The sequence below is a fragment of the Pseudonocardia sp. Ae505_Ps2 genome (assembly GCF_001932425.1).
Classification (GTDB): domain Bacteria; phylum Actinomycetota; class Actinomycetes; order Mycobacteriales; family Pseudonocardiaceae; genus Pseudonocardia.
The window spans coordinates 2,391,756-2,410,901 of the sequence record NZ_MCIP01000001.1; the positions used below are offsets into that span (position 1 = coordinate 2,391,756).

The window sequence follows — 19,146 nt, forward strand, 5'->3', positions numbered from 1 at the left end:
TGACCGCCGTGCGCACTCGCAGGATCACCGCCGCCCTGCTGATCGTCGGGGCCGTCGCTGTCACCGGGGCCGGCTGCGGTGCCGGGCCGAGCCGGGTCGACTCCGCCGCGATCGTCGGCGAGAGGTCGATCCCGCTCGCCACCGTGCAGCCCGCGATCACCTCCGTGCTCACCCGGCCCGGGCTGGTCGACGGTCTGAAGGCCCAGGGCGGCTCCCAGGCCGACATCGGCCGGGCCGTGGTGTCCCAGCTGGTGATCCGCGACCTGATCGGCCTGACCGCCCCGGAGCAGGGTGTCACCGTGACCGACCAGCAGGTCACCGCGGCGATCGCCCGGCAGGGCGGCGAGCAGGCGGTGCAGGAGTCGTCGCTGGCGGTCGGCGGTGTGCAGGCCGCGACCCGGGACGAGCTGACCCTGACCGAGCTCGCCCGGCGTGAGCTGCCGCGGCTGTCGGTGACCGCGGACGTCGCGGTCGCCCAGGACCGGGCCCAGGCCACGACGCTGGCCCGCGAGGTCGCCGCCGGCGGGCAGCGGGCCGAGGCGGCGCTGGCCGGTGCCGGCACCACCCAGCGCGGGCTCGCGATCCGCCCGGCCGAGACCCCGCAGGCCGCGCTCACCCCGCTGATCGGCATCCCGGCCGGCTGGGTCGCGGCGTTCCCGCTGGGCAGCGGCCAGGGCTGGGTCGTGGTCCGGGTGACCGAGCGCGACCTCGGCGCCCCTGCCCCGGGCAATGCGGTCGGCCAGTTGGACCAGCGGTCGCTGTCCGAGGCCGGGATCCGGATGCTCACCCCCACCGCGCTGCGCACCGGGGTGCAGCTCAACCCCCGCTACGGCGTGTGGGACCCGATCCAGATGCTCGCCGTGCCGACCGCCGAGGACGCCTCCGTGGTGTTCCCGGTCGCCGCCGGCAACCCGACCCCGCCCGCCCCCTGATGGCCGCGACGATCGTCGTCTGTCCCCGTCGCGGGGCCGCACTCCCGGCCGCGGCGCTGTCGGTGCTGCGCTCCGCGACCGAGGTGCTCGCCGTGCCCGGTCTCGACGCCGGTGCCGCCGCCGGGGCCGTCGACTGGACCGGCACCGACCCCGCCGAGCTCGCCGACGGCACGGTGCTGCTCGTACCGGCGGGCCACCCCGCCGCCGCGCACCCCTGCGCGGTACCGCCGCCGACCGGGCACGCGGTGCTGGACGCCGTCGCGGTGATGGACCGGCTCCGCTCACCCGGCGGCTGCCCGTGGGACGCCGAGCAGACCCACACGTCGCTGCTGCGCTACCTCGTCGAGGAGTGCTACGAGCTGTACCAGTCCATCGAGGACGGTGACCGCACCGAGCTGCGCGAGGAGCTCGGCGACGTCCTGCTGCAAGTGCTGTTCCACGCCCGCGTCGCCACCGAGCACCCCGACGCCCCGTTCGGGATCGACGAGGTCGCGACCGGGCTGGTCGACAAGCTCGTCGGTCGCCACCCGCACGTGTTCGCCGCGGGGGAGCAGGTCGCCACGGCCGCCGACCAGGACCGCCGCTGGGACGAGCTCAAGCGCGCCGAGAAGCAGCGCGAGTCCAGTGTCGACGGCGTCGCGACGGTCCAGCCGGCCGTCGCGCTCGCCGCGAAGCTGACCTCCCGCACGGCGAAGGCCGGGCTGCCCGTGGACCTGCTGCCCGCCGGCGACGACGCCGGTGCGGCACTGTTCCGGCTGGCCGCGGCCGCGCAGCTCGGCGGCGGCGACCCCGAGGCCGCGCTGCGCACGGCCGCGCGCGAGTTCGAGGCACGGGTGCGGTCGGCGGAGAAGGCCGCCGCCGCGGACGGGCTCGATCCGCACACGCTGACCGCGCAGGACTGGCGTCGCTACTGGGCAGGCCCATGACCCAATCCCCGATCGGGTGATACCCGTCGGTAACGTGTGAGCGTGCGCACTCAGTCGCTCCTCGTGGCCATCGGCGGCATCGTGGCCCTGATCGTGGTCGTCTCGCTGGCGACCGGCCCGGACTTCGGGCCGTCGCTGCCCCGGACCCCGGTCGACCGGCAGTCCGCCCCGCCCGCGTCCGCGCCGCTGCCCGCGGACACCGACGTCGTCGCATGGGCCAGGGCCACCGCGGCCGAGGCGGACATCCCCGAACGGACCCTGCAGGCCTACGCGAACGCCGAGCTGCGCCAGCGCGAGCGCACCCCGGCCTGCCGGTTGAGCTGGGCGACGCTGGCCGGGGTCGGCCGGATCGAGTCCGGGCACGCCACCTTCCGCGGCGCCGAGCCCGGCCCGGACGGCCGCGTCGACCCGCCGATCATCGGCATCCCGCTCGACGGCACCAATGGCACCCGCCGGGTCGCCGACACCGACGGCGGCCGCCTCGACGGCGACCCGGTGCTGGACCGCGCGGTCGGGCCGATGCAGTTCCTGCCCGGGACCTGGGCGCGCTACGGCGCGGACGGCAACGACGACGGCGTCGCCGACCCCCAACAGGTCGACGACGCCGCGCTCGCCGCGGCCGGCTACCTGTGCGCGAACGGGCGCGACGTCGCCGAGGCGGGGGACTGGTGGCGCGGGGTGCTCGCCTACAACGCCTCCCGCGAGTACGCCGGCGACGTGTGGGCCGCCGCCGCGGACTACGCGCAGCGCACCGCCGCCCCCGCACCGCCCGCCCCCTGACGGGGCCGGCCCCGGCGTCGCAGGGTCAGGCGAGCAGCGCGCGGCCCCAGTGGTCGTCGCCCTCGGCGAGGCCGGGCGGGACCGCGAACAGCGCCGAGCCGCTGTGCTCCAGGTACTCGCTGAGCGCGTCGGAGCGGGCCAGCCTGCGCTGCATCGGCACGTACTGGCGCTGCGGGTCGCGCACGAACGCGATGAAGAACAGGCCGGCGTCGAGGTGCCCGTGCCCGTCGGAGCCGTCGACGAAGTTGTAGCCGCGCCGCAGGATCCGCGCCCCGCCGTTCTCCTGTTCGGAGGCGAGCCGGATGTGCGCGTCGTCCGGGATGACCGGCCCGGAGGCGTCGGTCGCGGCGAGGTCGGCGGTGTCGAACTCGGCCGTCCCGGTCAGCGGCGCGCCCTCGCCCTTGTCCCGTCCGATGGTGCGCTGCTGGTCGTCGAGGTTGGAGCGGTCCCACACCTCGATGTGCATCCGGATCCGACGCGCCACCAGGTAGGAGCCGCCGCGCAGCCACTCCGGGCCCTCGTCGCCGACCCACACGTGACGGTCCAGCAGGTCCGGTTCCTCGGCCTTGAGGTTGTTGGTGCCGTCCTTGAAGCCGAACAGGTTGCGCGGCGTGGCCTGCCCGGTGGACGTCGACGACGTCCGTCCGAACCCCAGCTGCGACCAGCGCACCTCGGTGACGCCGAAGCCCTCGCGGACCAGGTTGCGCACCGCGTGCACGGCGACCTGCGGGTCGTCGGCGCAGGCCTGGATGCAGAGGTCACCGCCGGAGCGGGCCGTGTCGAGCTGGTCGCGCTGGAACCGCGGCAGCGCGGCGAGCCCGGCCGGGCGCCGGTCGGTGATGCCGAGCCTGTCGAAGAACCCGGAGCCGACGCCGAAGGTCAGCGTCAGCGACGACGGCGGCAGCCCGAGCGCCTCGCCGGTGTCGGCCGGGGCGGTGTAGCGGTTGCCGGGCAGCGCGCCGCCCTCGGCGGTCTCCCGTCCGGCCGTCATCCGCTCGGCCGACGCCGTCCATCGGGCCAGCAGGTCGCGCACCGCGTCCCGGTCGGTGGTGGTGAGGTCCAGGGCCACGAAGTGCAGCCGGTCCTGGGCGGGGGTCACGATCCCGGCCTGGTGGGCGCCGCGGAAGGCGACGGTCCCGTCGCCCGCCGCGGCGCCGTTCCCGGACAGGCCGTACCCGGCGGCGACGCCCGCCCCGGCCAGGGCCACTCCGGCGCCGGTCAGGCCGAACAGTCCCCGCCGGGAGACGTGCAGCGGGCTCATGCGGTGACGGTGCCCGCGACCTTGCTGACCGGCTCGGCCAGCGCGTCGACGGCCGCGGCCATCTTCTTCGTGTCCTCGGGCGTCAGCTGGGTGTAGAGCTTGTAGCCGTCGCCGACGCGGTAGCCCTGCAGCAGCGTGTCGACGGCTTCGAAGCGCTGGTCGAGCAGCGGGCCCAGCGCAGGGTCCTTCTGGTCGATCACCGGGCGCAGCGCGGCGACGGCGGCCTGCGAACCCTCCACGTTGGCCTGGAAGTCCCACAGGTCGGTGTGGGAGTAGCGGTCCTCCTCACCGGTGATCTTGCCGGTGGCGACCTCGTCGAGCAGGCTCTTGGCGCCGTTGGCGAGCTCGGCCGGGGTGAGCTTCAGACCGGGGATGCGGCCCTGCAGGTCCTTGGTGTCGGTGACCAGGGTCGCGGCGATCTGCGGGGAGTCGGCCTTCAGGCCGTCGACCCAGAGGTCCTTCTCGAGCCGGTGGAACCCGGTCCAGGCGACGCCGGGGTCGCGCTCGTCGTCCTCACGGCCGTCCAGCTTCGGGTCGAGGTCGCCGAAGGACTCGGCGATCGGCTCGATCCGCTCGTAGTAGGTGCGGGCGACCGGGAACAGGGTCTTGGCCTTCGCGACGTCGCGGGCCGACACGGCGGCGGCGAACTCGGAGGTCTTGGTGACCAGCGCGTCGGACTGGGAGGACACGTAGCGCAGGTAGCCGGCGGTGGCGGCGGCGAGCTCGGCGTTGGTGTCGGTGGCGCGCTGTGCGGACCCGGTGACGGTGAACGGGGCGCGGATGCCGTCGCCGGACATACCGGGCTTGCACGCGGTGGTGTAGGTGCCGCCGTCGGGGACCTCGACGATCAGGTCGCGGGACAGGCCGGGGCCGATGTTCTCGACCTCGCCCATGATCCGGTCGCCGGTGGCGTAGAGGTAGAACTCAGTGACCTTGCTGCCGGCGTTGGTGATCCGGAAGGTGACGTTGCCGGCCGGGGCCTGCGGGGTCGACACCTCGCAGGCGGTGTCGGTGGCGTTCACGGTGATCGGGCCGCCGTCGCCGGGTCCCTGCGCCGCCGGGGCGGTCGAGGTGCAGCCGGCCAGCAGGGCGGCGGCGACGGTGAGCGACGCCAGGCCGGCAGCCGTGCGCGTGACGGGGGACATCGTGCGTACTCATCGAGGGACGGACACCGTGGACGGTGCAGGGTTCAGGCGCCGGTGGCGGCGGGGGTGCGCCGGCGGGCCGGGCGCAGGAACAGCGCCAGGACCACCACGACGTAGAGCGACCAGACGACGGCCTGCAGCACGGTCGTCTGCGGGGAGAAGTTGAAGATCCCCTTGAGGAGCGTGCCGTACCAGGAGTTGGCGGGGACGACGTCGCTGACGTCGAAGGCCAGGGTGTTCAGGCCGGGCAGGAGCCCGGCCTCCTGCAGGTCGTGGACGCCGTAGGCGAGGATCCCGGCGGCGACGAAGATCAGCAGGAAGCCGGTGACGGTGAAGAACCGCCCCAGGTCGATCTTCAGTGCGCCGCGGTAGATCGCGTACGCCAGCGCGACGGCGACCGCGATGCCGATCAGGAACCCGACCAGCGGTCCGGCGGTCTCGCCCGCGGCCTGCGCTGCGGCGAAGAAGAAGATCGCGGTCTCCAGGCCCTCGCGGCCCACGGCGAGCGCCGCCATCACGACGACGGCCCACGGCCCCATCGACACGGCCCGGTCCAGTGCACCCTCGAGCTCGCGGGACAGGGTCCGGCCGTGCGAGCGCATCCAGAAGATCATCCAGGTGACGAAGCCGACCGCGATGATCGAGAGGGAACCGCCGAGCGCCTCCTGCGCCTGGAACGTCAGCGCCTGCTGGGTCAGGGTCAGCCCGAGCGTGACACCGACGCTGACGGCGATGGCGAGCGCGACGCCGGCCCACACCCGGGTCAGCTCGGACCGACGCCCGGTGCGGACCAGGAAGGCCACCAGGATCGCCACGACGAGCGCGGCCTCGAGTCCTTCGCGCAGCCCGATGAGCGCGTTTCCCAGCATGCGACCTCCAGCGGCACGGACACCACGAGCAGTCGCCAGGTGAGGGTGAGCTGCCGGGCGGGAAGGCTAACCTCACCCGATCGAGGAGGGAAGTGTCGCGAGGCATTCGCCCCGGAAGATCCGTTTTCGCAGTTCAGGGGCGGTCGGGCGCGAGTGCGATGCGGGCCCGCACCTCACCCAGCGCCTCCTGGTACTCCGGGCGCGGGTCCATCGCCGAGGCGATCTTCAGCTGGGTCTCGGCCTCGCCGAGCCTGCCCTGCCGTTGCAGTGTCTTGCCGAGCGCGAAGCGCGCGTAGTGGTCGGCCGGATCCATCTCGACGACCCGCACGAACGCGGCCTCGGCCTTCCGCAGCTGCGCCGAGTCCAGGTAGGCGCGGCCGGCGAGCAGGTGCACCGAGGCGTCGCCGGGTTCGTCCGGACCGTGCGCGTCGAGGACGGGACGGAGCGCGTCGAGGGCCTCGAGCGGGCGGTGCCGGGAGAGCAGGCGGTCGGCACGGCGGAACGCGGCGACCGGGTCCTGGTGGTTCGCACGGGGACTGCTCATGGTCACCCCCACGTTAGGTGCGATCCGGGCGGGATGCGAGGCCTTGACAGACCACCGGTGCGGAGCAGGGTGACGCAAGCGTCCCCCGCCGGGGGCCGACCGGTGACTACGCTGACGCACCGGACGACACCCGCGATCAGAACAGGAGTCACGGTGGCGGTCATCGAGCAGGTCGGGGCACGCGAGATCCTCGATTCCCGGGGCAATCCCACGGTGGAGGTCGAGGTCGCGCTGGACGACGGCACGCTGGCGCGTGCCGCGGTCCCGTCGGGCGCCTCGACCGGTGAGCACGAGGCCGTCGAGCTCCGGGACGGCGACAAGAACCGCTACGGCGGCAAGGGCGTCGAGAAGGCCGTCGCGGCCGTCCTCGACGAGATCGGGCCGGAGCTCGTCGGCGTCGAGGCGGTGGACCAGCGACTGGTCGACCAGCGCCTCGTCGACCTCGACGGCACCCCGGACAAGTCGAAGTTCGGCGCGAACGCCCTGCTGGGCGTGTCGCTGGCCGTCGCGAAGGCCGGGGCGGAGTCCTCGGGCCTGGAGCTGTTCCGCTACGTCGGCGGCTCCAACGCGCACGTCCTGCCGGTGCCGATGATGAACATCCTCAACGGTGGTGCGCACGCCGACACCTCCGTCGATGTGCAGGAGTTCATGGTCGCGCCGATCGGTGCGGAGACCTTCCGCGAGGCGCTGCGCTGGGGCGCGGAGGTCTACCACGCGCTCAAGTCGGAGCTGAAGGACAAGGGCCTGTCGACCGGCCTCGGCGACGAGGGCGGCTTCGCCCCCGACGTCAAGGGCGGCACCCGCGGCGCGCTCGACCTGATCGCCGCCGCCGTGCAGCGCGCCGGCTACACGCTGGGCACCGACGTCGTGCTGGCGCTCGACGTCGCCGCGACCGAGTTCCACGAAGGCGGCAAGTACTCCTTCGAGGGCAAGAAGATCACCGCGGACAAGCTGTCCGAGGTGTGGGCCGAGCTGGTGGCCGCCTACCCGCTGGTCTCGATCGAGGACCCGCTGGACGAGAACGACTGGGACGGCTGGGTCGCGCTCACCGAGTCCATCGGCGACAAGGTGCAGCTGGTCGGCGACGACCTCTTCGTCACCAACCCGGAGCGGCTCGAGGACGGCATCGCCCGCGGCGCCGCGAACGCGCTGCTGGTGAAGGTCAACCAGATCGGCACCCTGTCCGAGACCCTCGACGCGGTCACGATGGCGCACAACGCGGGCTACCGCTGCATGATGAGCCACCGTTCCGGGGAGACCGAGGACGTCACCATCGCGGACCTCGCTGTCGCGACCGGCTGCGGCCAGATCAAGACCGGCGCCCCGGCCCGGTCCGAGCGGGTGGCGAAGTACAACCAGCTGCTGCGCATCGAGGAGCTGCTCGGTGACGCCGCCCGCTACAACGGCGAGCTGGCGTTCCCGCGGTACCAGGTGCCCGGCCAGAGCTGAGGCTCCGGTTGTTCCCTCGTCGGTGACGGCGGTGCCGCCCGGATCGTCTGCGGACGGTTCGGCGCGGCACCGTCACCGGTGCCCGATCGGGCGGCATGCTGGACGGGCCGCCACGCAGCGGCACCGAGCAGCACTGGCGGGTGAGGGAACCCGGTACGGACGGGAGGGTGCATGGCGGACCGTCGGGGACGTGGACGGGACGCTCGCGCCCGCACGACCGGCACGGGTCGTGGCCGGGCCGCGGCGAAGCCGCGGAGCACGACCGGGCGCTCGGCGCGGGCCCCCGCGTCGACGGGCGGCTCCGGTGCGCGGTCGCGTCCGGCCGGCCCCCAGGGCGCCCGGCCGCGTCTCACCCGTGCCCGGTCCCGCGCCGGCGAGGTCGTCGCCCGCACGACCGGCCTGCTGGGCCTGTCGTCGACGAAGCGGGCCGCCATCCTGGCGATCGTGGTCTGCGCACTCGCGCTGACCGTCGCGGTGCCGCTGCACAACTTCGTCGCCCAGCGCCAGGAGCTGTCCGACGTCTCGGACCGGCAGCAGGCGCTGGAGGCCGACGTCGCGCGGCTGGCCGCCGACCGTGCCCGGCTCTCGGACCCGGCCGAGGTCGAGGCCCAGGCCCGGGCCCGGCTCGGGATGGTCGAGCCGGGGGAGACGCCCTACGTGCCGCAGTTCCCGGCCCCGCCGGCGCCGGTCGTCGAGGACGGTCAGGCCGAGCCCGGCGTGCCCTGGTTCCACACCCTGTGGAACGACGTCGTGGGCGACCCGCGACGATGAGAGCGTGAGCAGCACTCGTTCCCGTCCGCCCGGTCTGGAGTCGGGCCCGGTCGCCCAGGCCGACCTCGACGCCGTCGCCGACCAGCTCGGTCGCGCCCCGCGCGGGGTCCTCGCGATCGCCTACCGCTGCCCCTCCGGGCACCCCGCGGTCGTGCAGACCGCCCCGCGGCTTCCCGACGGCACCCCGTTCCCGACGCTGTACTACCTGACGTGTGCCCGGCTCGCGTCGCGGATCGGGACGCTCGAGGCCGAGGGCCGGATGAAGGAGATGGAGGAACGGCTCGCCGTCGACGACGAGCTGGCCGCCGCCTACCGCCGCGCCCACGAGACCTACCTCGCCGAGCGCGACGCGATCGAACCGCTGTCCACGCACCCCGACGTCACCGCCGGGGGCATGCCGGACCGGGTGAAGTGTCTGCACGTGCACGTCGCGCACGCCCTGGCGGCCGGGTCCGGGGTGAACCCGTTCGGCGACGAGGCGCTCGAGGAGATCGGGGAGTGGTGGCGGTCCGGGCCACCCTGCCTCTAGACCGGCTGTTCACGGCCCGGGCCGGGGGCGCGGAGGGCATCGACCGCGAGCCGGGCGAAGCGGGCCGCGTCGCGTGCGCGGGTCGCCTCCGGTGCGAGGGCCAGGCCACGCCCGGCCCGGAGGATCAGGACCAGGTCGTCCAGGCCGAAGTCGGCCCGCAGCGCACCGGCCGCCCGCGCCCGTGACACGAGACCGTCGAGCATGCCGAGCAGCTCCCGCCGGTGGCCGACGAGCAGGTCCCGGGCGGGCTCCGCGCTCGTCAACGCGTCGACGAAGCCCCGGTTCCGCACGTTCAGCGCGAGGAGCCGGTGCACGACCGTCCGGAATCCGCGCCACGGGTCGTCGTCGGCGACTCCGTCGACGACGATCTGCCGGCACTCGTGCATCTCCTCGGTGAACGCCTCGCGGACCAGGTCGTCGCGGGTGGGGAAGCGGCGGTACAGGGTCGCGGGGCCGACCCCGGCCCGCCGGGCGATCGCGCGCATCCCGACGTCCAGTCCGTTCTCGGCGAACAGGGCGCGGGCGGCGACGAGGATCCGGTCGCGGTTGTCCTGCGCGTCGGCCCGCAGACGAGGCAGATCGCGGTCCATCCGTCTCACTTCCGCCGAAGTGGACGGGTGCGTCCACTACCGTCGCCAGGGTAGCGGGACCAGGGAGGACCGGCGATGCAGGCAGTCAGGATCCGCGAGTTCGGTGGCCCGGACGGGCTGGAGATGGTCGACGTCGCCGTACCGGAACCCGGCGCGGGGCAGGTCGTCGTCCGGACCGAGGCGATTGGTGTCGGAGGTGTCGACGCGGTGATCCGGCGCGGTGGTCTCGGTACGCGCTTCCCGGCCGGGATGGTGCCGGGCAGCGAGGCGGCGGGAGTCGTGACCGCGACCGGGGAGGGGGTCGACCCGGCGTGGACGGGGCGCCGGGTCTGGGCCTTCACCGGTACCGGCGGCGCCTACGCCGAGCAGGTCGCGGCCGCGGTCGGCGACGTGGTGGCCCTCCCGGACGCCCTGTCCGCGACCCGTGCGGTGACGCTCGGCAGCGCCGGGCCCGTGGCGCACTTCGCCCTGGCCCACGCCCATCACGCACCCGGTGAGAGCGTCCTGGTCCGGGGTGCGGCGGGGAGCATCGGCATCGCGACGGTGGAGCTCGCCGTGCGGGGCGGCGCGAGCACGGTCGCGGTGACGACCTCCTCGCCGGAGCGCGGCCGCCGGCTGCGCGAGCTCGGGGCGACCCACGTCCTCGACCGGTCCGGTGCGGGTGGGCCGGACTCCTACGACGTGATCGTCGACGTCGTCGGGGGGCCGGACGTCCCGGCGTTCCTGGACCGGCTCGCGCCCAACGGCCGGCTCGTCCTCGTCGGTGCGGTGGCCGGGTTCCCGCCCGCCGACGTGGGGTCCGCGTTGATCCGGGCGTTCCAGCAGTCGCGCTCGCTCGCCACCTTCAGCCTGGACACCGTCCCCCGTGACCGGCGGGACGCGGTCCGCGCCGACCAGTTCGAGGACGCCGTGCGGGGTGGACTCAGCACCGTCGTCGACGGGGTGCTGCCCCTGCGGTCGGCGGCGCAGGCACACCGCCGGATGGACGCGGGCAGCGTGTTCGGGCGGCTCGTGCTCGTGCCCGGCGACGGTGCCGCCCGGGCCTGACCGGCCGGTGTATCAGCCGACGGGCGTCGCCCGGTCCAGCAACACCCCGACGCTGTCCTTGCCCGGCCGGGTCCCCGCGGTGCGCAGCGGCCCGTCGGCGTCGAGCCGGGTCGTGAGGAAGACGTCCGCGACGGCCGTCGGGGCGTGGCGGACCAGCAGTGACCCCTGCAGCGCCAGCGCGGCCAGCTCCGCGAGACGGCGGGCCCGCCGTTCCTCCGGCGCGGCCAGCTCGGCGCGCAGCGCGGTGACCGTCGCGTCCAGCCGCGGGTCGGATCCCGCGGCCAGGTCGATCTCGGCGAGCAGCGCCTCGACGGCGTGCGGCTCGCGGGCGATGGCACGCAGGGCGTCGAGCGCGGTGACGTTGCCCGAGCCCTCCCAGATCGAGTTCAGCGGCGCCTCGCGGTAGAGCCGGGGCAGGTCGGACTCCTCGACGTAGCCGTTGCCGCCCAGGCACTCCAACGCCTCGGCGACGAGGGTCGAGGCCCGCTTGCACACCAGGTACTTCGACACGGGCAGGGCCAGGCGCAGCAGCGCCGTCTCACCCCGGTCGACGGCGCCGGCCAGCCGCAGCGCCAGGACCGTCGCGGCCTCGGTCTCGGCGGCGAGTTCGGCGAGGACCTCGCGCATCAGCGGCTGGTCGGCCAGCCGGGCGCCGAAGGCCGACCGGTGCGCGACGTGGTGCGCGGCCTCGGTGACCGCGGCCCGCGCGGTCGCCGCGGAGCCGAGCACGCAGTCGAGCCGGGTCATCGAGACCATCTCGATGATCGTGCGGACGCCCCGGCCCTCGTCGCCGACCCGCCACCCGACGGCGCCCGCGTACTCGATCTCCGACGAGGCGTTGGACCGGTTGCCCAGCTTGTCCTTGAGCCGCTGGAGCCGGATCGCGTTGCGGGTGCCGTCGGGCAGGACCCGGGGCAGGACCAGGCAGGTCAGCCCGCCGGGGGCCTGGGCGAGGGTGAGGAACAGGTCGTTCATCGGGGCGCTGGTGAACCACTTGTGCCCGGTCAGGCGGTAGCTGCCGTCGGGCTGCGGGGTGGCGACCGTGGTGCCCGCGCGGACGTCGGAGCCGCCCTGCTTCTCGGTCATCGACATCCCCGCGAGCAGCCCGTCCTTGTCCGCGGGGACGGCGAGCCCTGGCGCGTAGGTCCGCGCGGTCAGGCCGGGCTCGTAGGCGGCGGCGAGCTCCGGGGCGTGGCGCAGTGCCGGCACCGACGCGTAGGTCATCGAGATCGGGCACAGGTGGCCCTGCTCCACCTGCGAGGTCAGGTAGAAGCCCGCGGCCCGGGTGACGTGCGCGCCGGTGCCGGGTGCCGCGGCCCAGGGGGTGGCGGCGAGACCGTGCTCGACGCTCGTGCGCATCAACGCGTGCCAGGACGGGTGGAAGGCGACCTCGTCGACGCGGTGCCCGGTGCGGTCGTGCGTGCGCAGCTCCGGCTCGTGGGCGTTCGCGGCGCGGGCGTGCTCGCGGTGCTCCGCGGTCCCGACGGCCGCGGCCACCGCCTCCAGCGCCGCCGCGTCCCCGCCTTCGCGCGCGAGCGCCTCGGCGACGGCCGGGTCCGCGGAGAGCAGATCGCCGTCCGAACGCGGCGGGACCTGGTTGAGGACCTCGTGGGTGCCGAGGTCCGACACCGGGGCGGGGGTGTGCGTCGTCGCCATTACCGGAGGGTAACCCGGACCGGCGGCTCCACCGAGTGATCGCGACTACGGTGAGGTCCGACGGTCGCCGAGAACAGGGAGTGCCGATGTCGCGGGTCGCCGCCATCGACTGCGGAACCAATTCGATCCGGCTGCTGGTCGCCGACGTCACCGAGGCGTTCGACGGCCAGAAGGAGCTGCGCGACCTGCACCGCGAGATGCGGATCGTGCGGCTCGGCAAGGGCGTCGACGCGACCGGCCGGCTCGACCCGGAGGCGCTGGAGCGGACCCGGGTGGCACTCGTCGACTACGCGGTCGCCGCCCGCCGCAAGGGCGCCGAGCGGGTCCGGATGGTCGCGACGTCGGCGACCCGGGACGCGTCGAACCGCGAGGACTTCTTCGCGATGGTCCGCGACACCCTCGGCGTCGAGGCGGAGATCATCTCCGGCGACGAGGAGGCGCGCCTGTCGTTCGTCGGCGCCGTCGGCGACCTCGACCCCGACGACGGCCCGTTCGTCGTCACCGACGTCGGCGGCGGGTCCACCGAGGTCGTCGTGGGCGAGCTGCGCGACGGGGTCGCGGTGGTGACCGCGGCGAAGTCGGTCGACATGGGGTCGGTGCGGCTGACCGAGCGCTGCCTGCCCTCCGACCCGCCGTCGGAGGCCGAGATCGACTCCGCGCGTACGGTCGCCGGTGAGGTGCTGGCCGAGGCGTTCGCGTCGGTGCCGGTCGAGACCGCGAAGACCTGGGTCGGGGTGGCCGGGACGATCACCTCGCTCTCCGGGATCGCCCAGGAGCTGCCCGCCTACGACCGCGAGCAGGTGCACGGCTCGACGCTGACCCGCGAGGACCTGCACCGGGTCGCGGACCTGCTGATCCGGTCGTCGCGGTCGGAGCGGGAGAAGCACGGTTCGCTGCACCCGGGCCGCGTCGACGTCATCGGTGCCGGATCGCTGGTCGTGCAGGCCCTCGCCGACGAGCTGCACGCGCGCGCCGGGATCGACCGGGTCGTCGTGTCCGAGCACGACATCCTCGACGGGATCGCGCGATCGATCGCATGAACCTGGCGGTCCTGGACCAGCGGATCTCCGAGTGCCGGGCCTGCCCGCGGCTGGTCGAGTGGCGCGAGCAGGTGGCCCGAGAGAAGCGGGCCGCGTTCCGCGACGAGACCTACTGGGGTCGGCCGGTACCCGGCTTCGGCCCGCCCGACGCGCGGATGCTGATCGTCGGGCTGGCCCCGGCCGCGCACGGAGCGAACCGGACCGGGCGCATGTTCACCGGCGACCGCAGCGGCGACGTGCTCTACGCCGCGCTGCACGCCGTCGGGCTGGCCTCGCAGCCGACCGCCTCGCACATCGGCGACGGCCTGGAGCTGTACGGGGTCCGGATCACCGCGCCCGTGCACTGCGCGCCGCCGGCGAACAAGCCGACCCCCGCCGAACGGGACACCTGCCGCGGCTGGCTGGAGCAGGAGCTCGACCTGCTCGCCCCGACGGTCCGATCGATCATGGTGCTCGGCGGCTTCGGGTGGCAGGCGCTGCTGCCGGTGCTCGCCGGGGCGGGGTGGACGGTCCCGCGGCCGGCCCCGAAGTTCGGGCACGGGGCGTCGGTGACGCTGGCCCCCGCCCGCCCCGACCGGGAGCCGCTTGAGCTGTTCGGCTGCTACCACGTGAGCCAGCAGAACACCTTCACCGGACGACTCACCCCGGCCATGGTGGAGCAGGTCCTGGCCGACACCGCATCGGCCGGCGGATTGACGCCGATCCGACGATAAGTCTCGTCGTCGCTGGTCGGGGTGAGGTCCGGGGTTGCTCTGCTCTGCTCACCGCTACGCAGCACCCTCCCCGCCGCGCCGCTGCCGTCGTCGAGATGCAGCTCAGCGGGGTTCCGGCGCGGGGTGCCACCCGCTGAGCTGCATCTCGGCGGGTGTCCCGGTAGCGGGGCTCAGTCGGTGGTGAAGCGGTGCAGCCGCATCGCGTCCTGCATGGCGGGGACGTGCCCGGCCGCCGACAGCAGCGGACGCAGCCACACCCGCGGCTCGCGCAGGGACACCTCGTCGTAGATCGAGACGTCGTCGCGCTCGGTCAACGACGGGTGCCGGTGCGCGAACTCGGCGGGGTTCCACGACCACCGGAACTCGGTGCCGACCGCGCGGAACGTCGGCGTCCAGCGCGAGGCGCGCACCGTCCACGGGGCGACGGCGTCGAACGCCAGCGTGGCCGCCGGGGTGCCGGCAACGACCCGGTCGACGGTGGCGTGCACGGCCTCGGCCGGGAGGTACATGAACAGCCCTTCGGCGACGACGAGCGTCGGCAGCGCCGGGTCGACGGCGGACCACCAGTCGTCGTCGACGACGGAGCCGGAGACCTGCTCGACGTTGTCGGGGAAGTCGTAGAGCCGACGGCGGACGTCCATGACCTCGGGCTGGTCGACGTCGACCCAGCGGCACGTCGACGGCACCCCGACCCGCAACGGCCTGCTGTCGAGCCCGCAGCCCAGGTGCAGGACCTGTCCGGCGGGCTCGGCGGCGAGGAACTCCCGCGTCCAGCCGTCGAGGATCGCGGCGCGGCACACGATGGTCGAGACGTCGCCGGTGAACTGCCAGAGGCCGTGGACGTCGTGCTGGATGCGGTCCCAGACGGGCTCCGCCCACGGGTCGCCGAGGATCGGGCGGCGGGACCGGGCGTCCAGGCGTCGCATGTAGAGGGTCATCAGCAGGGTCGCCGCGGCGCCCCGGAGGTCGACCTTCTCGGTGCTCGGCATGAGTTCTTCCCGCCCTGGCTACGCTGTCGCGGCGCCCCCGTAGCCCAACGGCAGAGGCAGGCCCCTTAAAAGGGTCCCAGTGTCGGTTCGAGTCCGACCGGGGGCACCCCGCTTCCACGTCGAGGCTACCCCTCTGACCAGCGGTGACACCCGCCCCGGCCACCGCGACGCGGGTCGCGGACGATACGCGGACGCGGGAGCGATGCGTGGTTGCATCGTAGGTCAGGGCCGGTGTGACAGCTCTCTGTAGTTCCGCCCTCCTCTTCGCTGTCGGAGGGTTGCGTCAGTACTTCCGCACGGTGCGTTCGGACAGTCCTGGAGTCCAGACGGTGATGTCGAGATGGCCATCGACGAGTTGAACGGCGGACGCACTCGTGATGTCGGCTGCGTAGAACGTCTCGAACTCCCGCCCCCGGATGTCGAGTCCGATCAGGGTGAAAAGATGTTCTGCGAATCGTTGCTGTTGTTCTCGGTCGGGTATGTGATGGACTCGACCCGACAGCTTCGCGTCTCCGTCGGTGGGGTGTGTGCTCACCGTCGCGCTGTGGAGGCAGAAGCGGGGGTCGGCCGCGAGATCGCCGAACTTCCGTGTGCCGGGCATGCCGATGATCCACAGCCGATCTTCGAAGATCCTGGGTTCCATCGGGCTGATCCGAGGTGACCCATCGGCGCGGACGGTTCCGAGCATGCACAGGTTGTCGGTGGCAACGTATCTACGTTCGAAGATCTCCGCGACGGTCGGTGCGGCGAGTACGAACTCGCTCCAGCTCATCATGCCCGTCCTCCGGCGGGCGGAAGGTTCTTCTCGTAGCGACGACACGGAACGACGATGGTCGCCTCACCAGCGGTCCTGGCCTCGTAGTCGATGGCCCCCACGTCTCGCCAACCCTCGCGCTCGTAGAAGCGACGGGCGCGCCTGTTTCCGGGGGCGACAGCAAGCCAGCATCGAGGGTGTCCGTCTGCGCTGATGAGTCCTTCACCGTGGCGCAGCAACTGCGCTGCCGCACCGGTTCCACGGGCTGCTCGCCCGACGTACAACTGCTCGATCTCGGCCTTCTTCACCGTCACGAAGCCGATGACGTCGTCGTGGTCGACGACGACTGTCGTGGAGGAGATCTGCGCCGGCGTGCGGTGGCGAAACGTTGCGGGAGTGCGGTGCCCCAGCAGCGCATCCGGCACGTGGCCGACATGTCCGTCCCGCCATCCGTCGTGCCACAGCTCTGCGATCGCCTCACGGTCAGCGGCGTTCGCCGGTCGTAGTGTCGTCGGGCTCGTCGAGGTTCTCATTCTGTACCGTCACAGACGTTAGGTGTTTGAGTCGTGACGAGGTTAGGAGAGTGCGCGTGACGGGTCAAGAGCAGTTCGATCGTTACGTCGACGCAGGGGTGTTCGTCGCTGTCGATCTCGTCGACCTGCGCCGTCAGGCAGAGGGCCCCGTCATTCCGGTCGTCGAACTCGCACGCATCCTCGCCGTGGATCCGGCGTCCGTGGAGCTGCTGGACAAGGCCGACGAGGCGGGTTTCACGGAGCTGGCCAACCAGCTCGGGGAGGTGTTCGCGGCGATCGATGGCGACCGACTCGACGAGGCAGCGGAACGACTCAACGTGCTCCTCGCCCTGTACCCCGCGCACCCGCATCTGGCCAAGGAGTTCGGGCGGTGGCGCCTTCACCACCATCCCCCGGACCTTCCGCTGGTTCCGATGTGGACCGCCATCTGCGCGGAGAACATCGCGCGCATCCTCGCTGCGGGCGAGGCGGCCCGGCTCGGCACGTGCGACGCACAGAACTGTAACCGGGTCTACCTCGACGAATCGAAGAACGCCAGCCGTCGCTACTGCTCCACCGCATGCAACAACCGGGCACGGTCGGCGGCCTACAGGCGCCGACGAGCGTCATGATGGACGGGCCAAGGTCCTTGCGGACCGGGGACCGACCGTCGACGCTGAAACAATGTCGGCGACGTCCCAGACCGTGACAGTAGACGGGCAGATCTTCCGCGTGAGCTGGCAACTCGGCACCCACAGCCGGTACGACTTCCGCTGGCTGACCGGCCCACACGACTATGGGTTCACCGCCTCCTACTCCAGCAGTGAGCCCATGACTCCGGCCGACGTCGAGGACGCGATCAGGGGCTTCCTGGCGCAGATCGATCCGGAGACCGGCTTCATCGACTGATGGCTTCCGGCGGCCGGGCTCGCCCGAACCCAACACTGCTCGGAGATCGGGGGAGCCGTGGTGGGGGTGCTCTCGTCACGGTGCCCGAACCGGCAACCGGGGGTGAACCCACGCCGCGAGGGATGACCTCAGCGGGCGGTAGGAGGGGACAGACGGTGAACGATCAAGAACGATGACCTCATGACCGACGAGTGGTTCGGGCCGGTGACCTACAGCGACGGCGAGGCCGAAGGATCGCCGTTCCTGGAAGCAGTGCGCAGGCTCGCGCCAAACAGACTCACCGGCTTGATCGAGCCCGACGCAACGGTCGTCAGCTCCTACCCTGTTGCGCCGTTCGTGCTGCTCTGCCTGGACGTCGCCCTCACCGAGGACCCGGGCGAGATCACACTCAAGGTTCTCTTCGATGGTCGTGGAGGCCTCTCAGGCACCTGGGGCGGCGATGACATCTGGGACGGCTTCGACCGGAAGCACCCCGACAACCTTCTCGTTCACGCTCGATCCTTCTCCGATGAGCGGCACGCAGTGATCGCGCTCGATTGGGTCGCCGCCCAACTCAACCGACCTCTTGTCGAGAAGCAATGGGTACGGCGGGGAAAGATTGTTGCGAGAGTCTGGGCTACAGGGGACACCGGGGACGTTCTCGAGGTGTCGGGTCGGCGGCGGTTCCGTGGTGAGGCGGACATCGTAAGAATCGTCCGGACAGGCATCTCTCGCTGAGCCGGGACCGCCCTCGGTGCGGCTGCCGACCGGACGAGCGCGCTGAATACGCGCCGAAGCTCGGCTGGCGAGACGCCGAGTGCGGGCATCCAAGCAGCTCAGAGGCCATGATCGGCGGGCAAAACGGCTCCCCCCAAATGAGGAGGGGCGTCTGACTCCAGAGGGGGATCGTCAGCGACCGCGAGCCTCGCCAGGACACGCCGACGCAGCAAGAGGTACTCGTCGACGCATCGACGGAGCTCGCTGGTTGGCGGTCGCTTGAGAGCCTCTCCGCCCACAACGACCTCATGGGCGGTGAACTGTTCGCGAGTCAGGTCGACGTCCACGAGGCCAAAGCGGTTCCACCAGTGGTAGTCGACGTGCGTGCCGTCTTTGTGTACTTCGCCGACGACCAGGTCTCCGCCGAGCAGATCGTTGACCACCAAGGCAGTGAGGTGTTCTCAGTAGCGGGTTGATCATGTCGTGCGGTCGTACTCGGTGTGGAGTAGTACGAGCGCAGCTGCGGTGATCGCGCCGGTGCGCCAGGGACATAGCGTGACTCGCCGCAACGCGGCGAAGGTGGTCTTGAGCAGGGCGTTTCCGCGTTCGGCCAGAGCACGAAGGGCTGAGTGCAGGGTGTTGACGGTGCGCTGGTTGACCGTCTGCCCGCGGCCGGGGGCGAGTTTGATGGGCACGGTGAGCCGGTCGGCTTCGCCTTCGTAGCCGAGGTCGCCCAGCGCGGCGTGGGTGTCGTCGGTGAACGCGGCCAGGCCCTCGAGCAGCCCGGGGTGGGTACGGGCGCAGCGGGTGTCGTGCTCGCGGCCCGGCCGCACGTCGCTGGTCCATAGCGGCCATCCATCAGGTGCGGTGAGGACCTGGATGTTCCCGCCGTGGCGGCGGTGCTTGCCCGACCACCACAGGTCGACCCCGGGGGTGAGGCCGAGCGCGCGGCACCGGTCGGTGGCGATCAGGGTGCCGTCGAGATTCACGTGGGTGTGCCCGGCTGTGCGGGCGGCGAGCAGGGCTCCGTGCAG

At 72.8% G+C, this 19,146-nt stretch carries 23 protein-coding genes and 1 tRNA gene; 13 read left to right on the forward strand and 11 right to left on the reverse strand.

The window, feature by feature from the left end:
• Positions 1 to 8 precede the first annotated feature (8 nt).
• Genes Ae505Ps2_RS11425 through Ae505Ps2_RS11435 form a run of 3 tightly spaced genes read left to right on the forward strand, consistent with a single transcriptional unit; the run spans position 9 to position 2,638 of the window.
• Positions 9 to 932: a SurA N-terminal domain-containing protein gene (locus tag Ae505Ps2_RS11425; RefSeq protein WP_158071447.1), complete on the forward strand. Its 924-nt coding sequence runs from the start codon at positions 9 to 11 to the stop codon at positions 930 to 932.
• Positions 932 to 1,858, forward strand: coding sequence for a MazG family protein (locus Ae505Ps2_RS11430; RefSeq protein WP_075308317.1), 927 nt, complete (start codon positions 932 to 934; stop codon positions 1,856 to 1,858). The genes Ae505Ps2_RS11425 and Ae505Ps2_RS11430 overlap by 1 nt, the downstream gene beginning before the upstream one ends.
• A 42-nt stretch (positions 1,859 to 1,900) precedes the next feature.
• Positions 1,901 to 2,638 (forward strand): lytic transglycosylase domain-containing protein, encoded by a 738-nt coding sequence (locus Ae505Ps2_RS11435; RefSeq protein ID WP_233147418.1) that lies wholly within the window; start codon positions 1,901 to 1,903, stop codon positions 2,636 to 2,638.
• A gap of 25 nt (positions 2,639 to 2,663) precedes the next feature.
• On the opposite strand, the gene efeB is transcribed toward Ae505Ps2_RS11435, so the two are convergent.
• The 4 genes from efeB to Ae505Ps2_RS11455 all read right to left on the reverse strand — a co-directional run bounded on the left by efeB (position 2,664) and on the right by Ae505Ps2_RS11455 (position 6,457).
• Positions 2,664 to 3,899, reverse strand: coding sequence for an iron uptake transporter deferrochelatase/peroxidase subunit (efeB, locus tag Ae505Ps2_RS11440; RefSeq protein ID WP_075308313.1), 1,236 nt, complete (start codon positions 3,897 to 3,899; stop codon positions 2,664 to 2,666).
• Positions 3,896 to 5,044, reverse strand: a complete 1,149-nt coding sequence (gene efeO, locus Ae505Ps2_RS11445) for an iron uptake system protein EfeO (protein ID WP_075308311.1) — start codon at positions 5,042 to 5,044, stop codon at positions 3,896 to 3,898. The genes efeB and efeO overlap by 4 nt, the downstream gene beginning before the upstream one ends.
• A 44-nt stretch (positions 5,045 to 5,088) precedes the next feature.
• Positions 5,089 to 5,913, reverse strand: coding sequence for an iron uptake transporter permease EfeU (gene efeU, locus Ae505Ps2_RS11450; protein WP_075553612.1), 825 nt, complete (start codon positions 5,911 to 5,913; stop codon positions 5,089 to 5,091).
• Positions 5,914 to 6,046: 133 nt separating this feature from the next.
• Positions 6,047 to 6,457: a tetratricopeptide repeat protein gene (locus Ae505Ps2_RS11455; RefSeq protein ID WP_043279643.1), complete on the reverse strand. Its 411-nt coding sequence runs from the start codon at positions 6,455 to 6,457 to the stop codon at positions 6,047 to 6,049.
• 153 nt (positions 6,458 to 6,610) lie between these two features.
• On the opposite strand from Ae505Ps2_RS11455, the gene eno reads away from it, so the two are divergent.
• The 3 genes from eno (at position 6,611) to Ae505Ps2_RS11470 (ending at position 9,206) form a co-directional block, all read left to right on the forward strand.
• Positions 6,611 to 7,906, forward strand: a complete 1,296-nt coding sequence (eno, locus tag Ae505Ps2_RS11460) for a phosphopyruvate hydratase (protein ID WP_020625110.1) — start codon at positions 6,611 to 6,613, stop codon at positions 7,904 to 7,906.
• A gap of 171 nt (positions 7,907 to 8,077) precedes the next feature.
• Positions 8,078 to 8,677, forward strand: a complete 600-nt coding sequence (locus tag Ae505Ps2_RS11465) for a septum formation initiator family protein (protein WP_075308307.1) — start codon at positions 8,078 to 8,080, stop codon at positions 8,675 to 8,677.
• 34 nt (positions 8,678 to 8,711) lie between these two features.
• Positions 8,712 to 9,206, forward strand: a complete 495-nt coding sequence (locus Ae505Ps2_RS11470; RefSeq protein WP_139319050.1) for a DUF501 domain-containing protein — start codon at positions 8,712 to 8,714, stop codon at positions 9,204 to 9,206.
• Here Ae505Ps2_RS11470 and Ae505Ps2_RS11475 read toward each other — a convergent pair.
• Positions 9,203 to 9,796, reverse strand: coding sequence for a TetR/AcrR family transcriptional regulator (locus tag Ae505Ps2_RS11475; protein ID WP_075553613.1), 594 nt, complete (start codon positions 9,794 to 9,796; stop codon positions 9,203 to 9,205). The genes Ae505Ps2_RS11470 and Ae505Ps2_RS11475 overlap by 4 nt on opposite strands.
• Before the next feature lie 75 nt (positions 9,797 to 9,871).
• Here Ae505Ps2_RS11475 and Ae505Ps2_RS11480 point away from each other — a divergent pair, with 75 nt between their 5' ends.
• Positions 9,872 to 10,843 (forward strand): zinc-binding dehydrogenase, encoded by a 972-nt coding sequence (locus Ae505Ps2_RS11480; protein WP_075308303.1) that lies wholly within the window; start codon positions 9,872 to 9,874, stop codon positions 10,841 to 10,843.
• Between the two features lie 12 nt (positions 10,844 to 10,855).
• Here the strand turns inward: Ae505Ps2_RS11480 and Ae505Ps2_RS11485 are convergent, their stop codons facing one another.
• Positions 10,856 to 12,499: an acyl-CoA dehydrogenase family protein gene (locus Ae505Ps2_RS11485; RefSeq protein WP_075308302.1), complete on the reverse strand. Its 1,644-nt coding sequence runs from the start codon at positions 12,497 to 12,499 to the stop codon at positions 10,856 to 10,858.
• Between the two features lie 86 nt (positions 12,500 to 12,585).
• Between Ae505Ps2_RS11485 and Ae505Ps2_RS11490 the strand changes: the two genes are divergently transcribed.
• Positions 12,586 to 13,539, forward strand: a complete 954-nt coding sequence (locus Ae505Ps2_RS11490) for a Ppx/GppA phosphatase family protein (protein ID WP_043280876.1) — start codon at positions 12,586 to 12,588, stop codon at positions 13,537 to 13,539.
• Positions 13,536 to 14,252: a uracil-DNA glycosylase gene (locus tag Ae505Ps2_RS11495; RefSeq protein ID WP_020626456.1), complete on the forward strand. Its 717-nt coding sequence runs from the start codon at positions 13,536 to 13,538 to the stop codon at positions 14,250 to 14,252. The genes Ae505Ps2_RS11490 and Ae505Ps2_RS11495 overlap by 4 nt, the downstream gene beginning before the upstream one ends.
• Positions 14,253 to 14,422: 170 nt before the next feature.
• Here the strand turns inward: Ae505Ps2_RS11495 and Ae505Ps2_RS11500 are convergent, their stop codons facing one another.
• Entirely contained in the window at positions 14,423 to 15,241 is an 819-nt protein-coding gene (locus tag Ae505Ps2_RS11500; protein ID WP_075308301.1) for a class I SAM-dependent methyltransferase, read from the reverse strand.
• 33 nt (positions 15,242 to 15,274) lie between these two features.
• Between Ae505Ps2_RS11500 and Ae505Ps2_RS11505 the strand changes: the two genes are divergently transcribed.
• A tRNA-Leu gene (locus tag Ae505Ps2_RS11505) sits at positions 15,275 to 15,347 on the forward strand.
• Between the two features lie 177 nt (positions 15,348 to 15,524).
• Here the strand turns inward: Ae505Ps2_RS11505 and Ae505Ps2_RS11510 are convergent.
• Positions 15,525 to 16,016: a pyridoxamine 5'-phosphate oxidase family protein gene (locus tag Ae505Ps2_RS11510; RefSeq protein ID WP_075308300.1), complete on the reverse strand. Its 492-nt coding sequence runs from the start codon at positions 16,014 to 16,016 to the stop codon at positions 15,525 to 15,527.
• Entirely contained in the window at positions 16,013 to 16,420 is a 408-nt protein-coding gene (locus tag Ae505Ps2_RS11515) for a GNAT family N-acetyltransferase (RefSeq protein WP_233147419.1), read from the reverse strand. Before Ae505Ps2_RS11515 ends, Ae505Ps2_RS11510 begins: the two co-directional genes overlap by 4 nt.
• A 158-nt stretch (positions 16,421 to 16,578) precedes the next feature.
• Here Ae505Ps2_RS11515 and Ae505Ps2_RS11520 point away from each other — a divergent pair, with 158 nt between their 5' ends.
• From Ae505Ps2_RS11520 to Ae505Ps2_RS11530, 3 genes are all read left to right on the forward strand, one after another.
• Positions 16,579 to 17,139, forward strand: a complete 561-nt coding sequence (locus Ae505Ps2_RS11520; protein ID WP_139318818.1) for a CGNR zinc finger domain-containing protein — start codon at positions 16,579 to 16,581, stop codon at positions 17,137 to 17,139.
• A 52-nt stretch (positions 17,140 to 17,191) separates the two neighbouring features.
• Entirely contained in the window at positions 17,192 to 17,416 is a 225-nt protein-coding gene (locus Ae505Ps2_RS11525; protein WP_075308298.1) for a hypothetical protein, read from the forward strand.
• Between the two features lie 180 nt (positions 17,417 to 17,596).
• On the forward strand, positions 17,597 to 18,133 hold the full coding sequence (locus tag Ae505Ps2_RS11530) for a hypothetical protein (RefSeq protein ID WP_020626462.1): 537 nt from the start codon (positions 17,597 to 17,599) through the stop codon (positions 18,131 to 18,133).
• A 98-nt stretch (positions 18,134 to 18,231) separates the two neighbouring features.
• Here Ae505Ps2_RS11530 and Ae505Ps2_RS31135 read toward each other — a convergent pair whose 3' ends face one another.
• Positions 18,232 to 18,555: a hypothetical protein gene (locus tag Ae505Ps2_RS31135; RefSeq protein WP_139318817.1), complete on the reverse strand. Its 324-nt coding sequence runs from the start codon at positions 18,553 to 18,555 to the stop codon at positions 18,232 to 18,234.
• Positions 18,556 to 18,588: 33 nt separating this feature from the next.
• The coding region (locus Ae505Ps2_RS11535) for a transposase family protein (RefSeq protein WP_212567631.1) at positions 18,589 to 19,146 on the reverse strand (558 nt) is incomplete at its 5' end.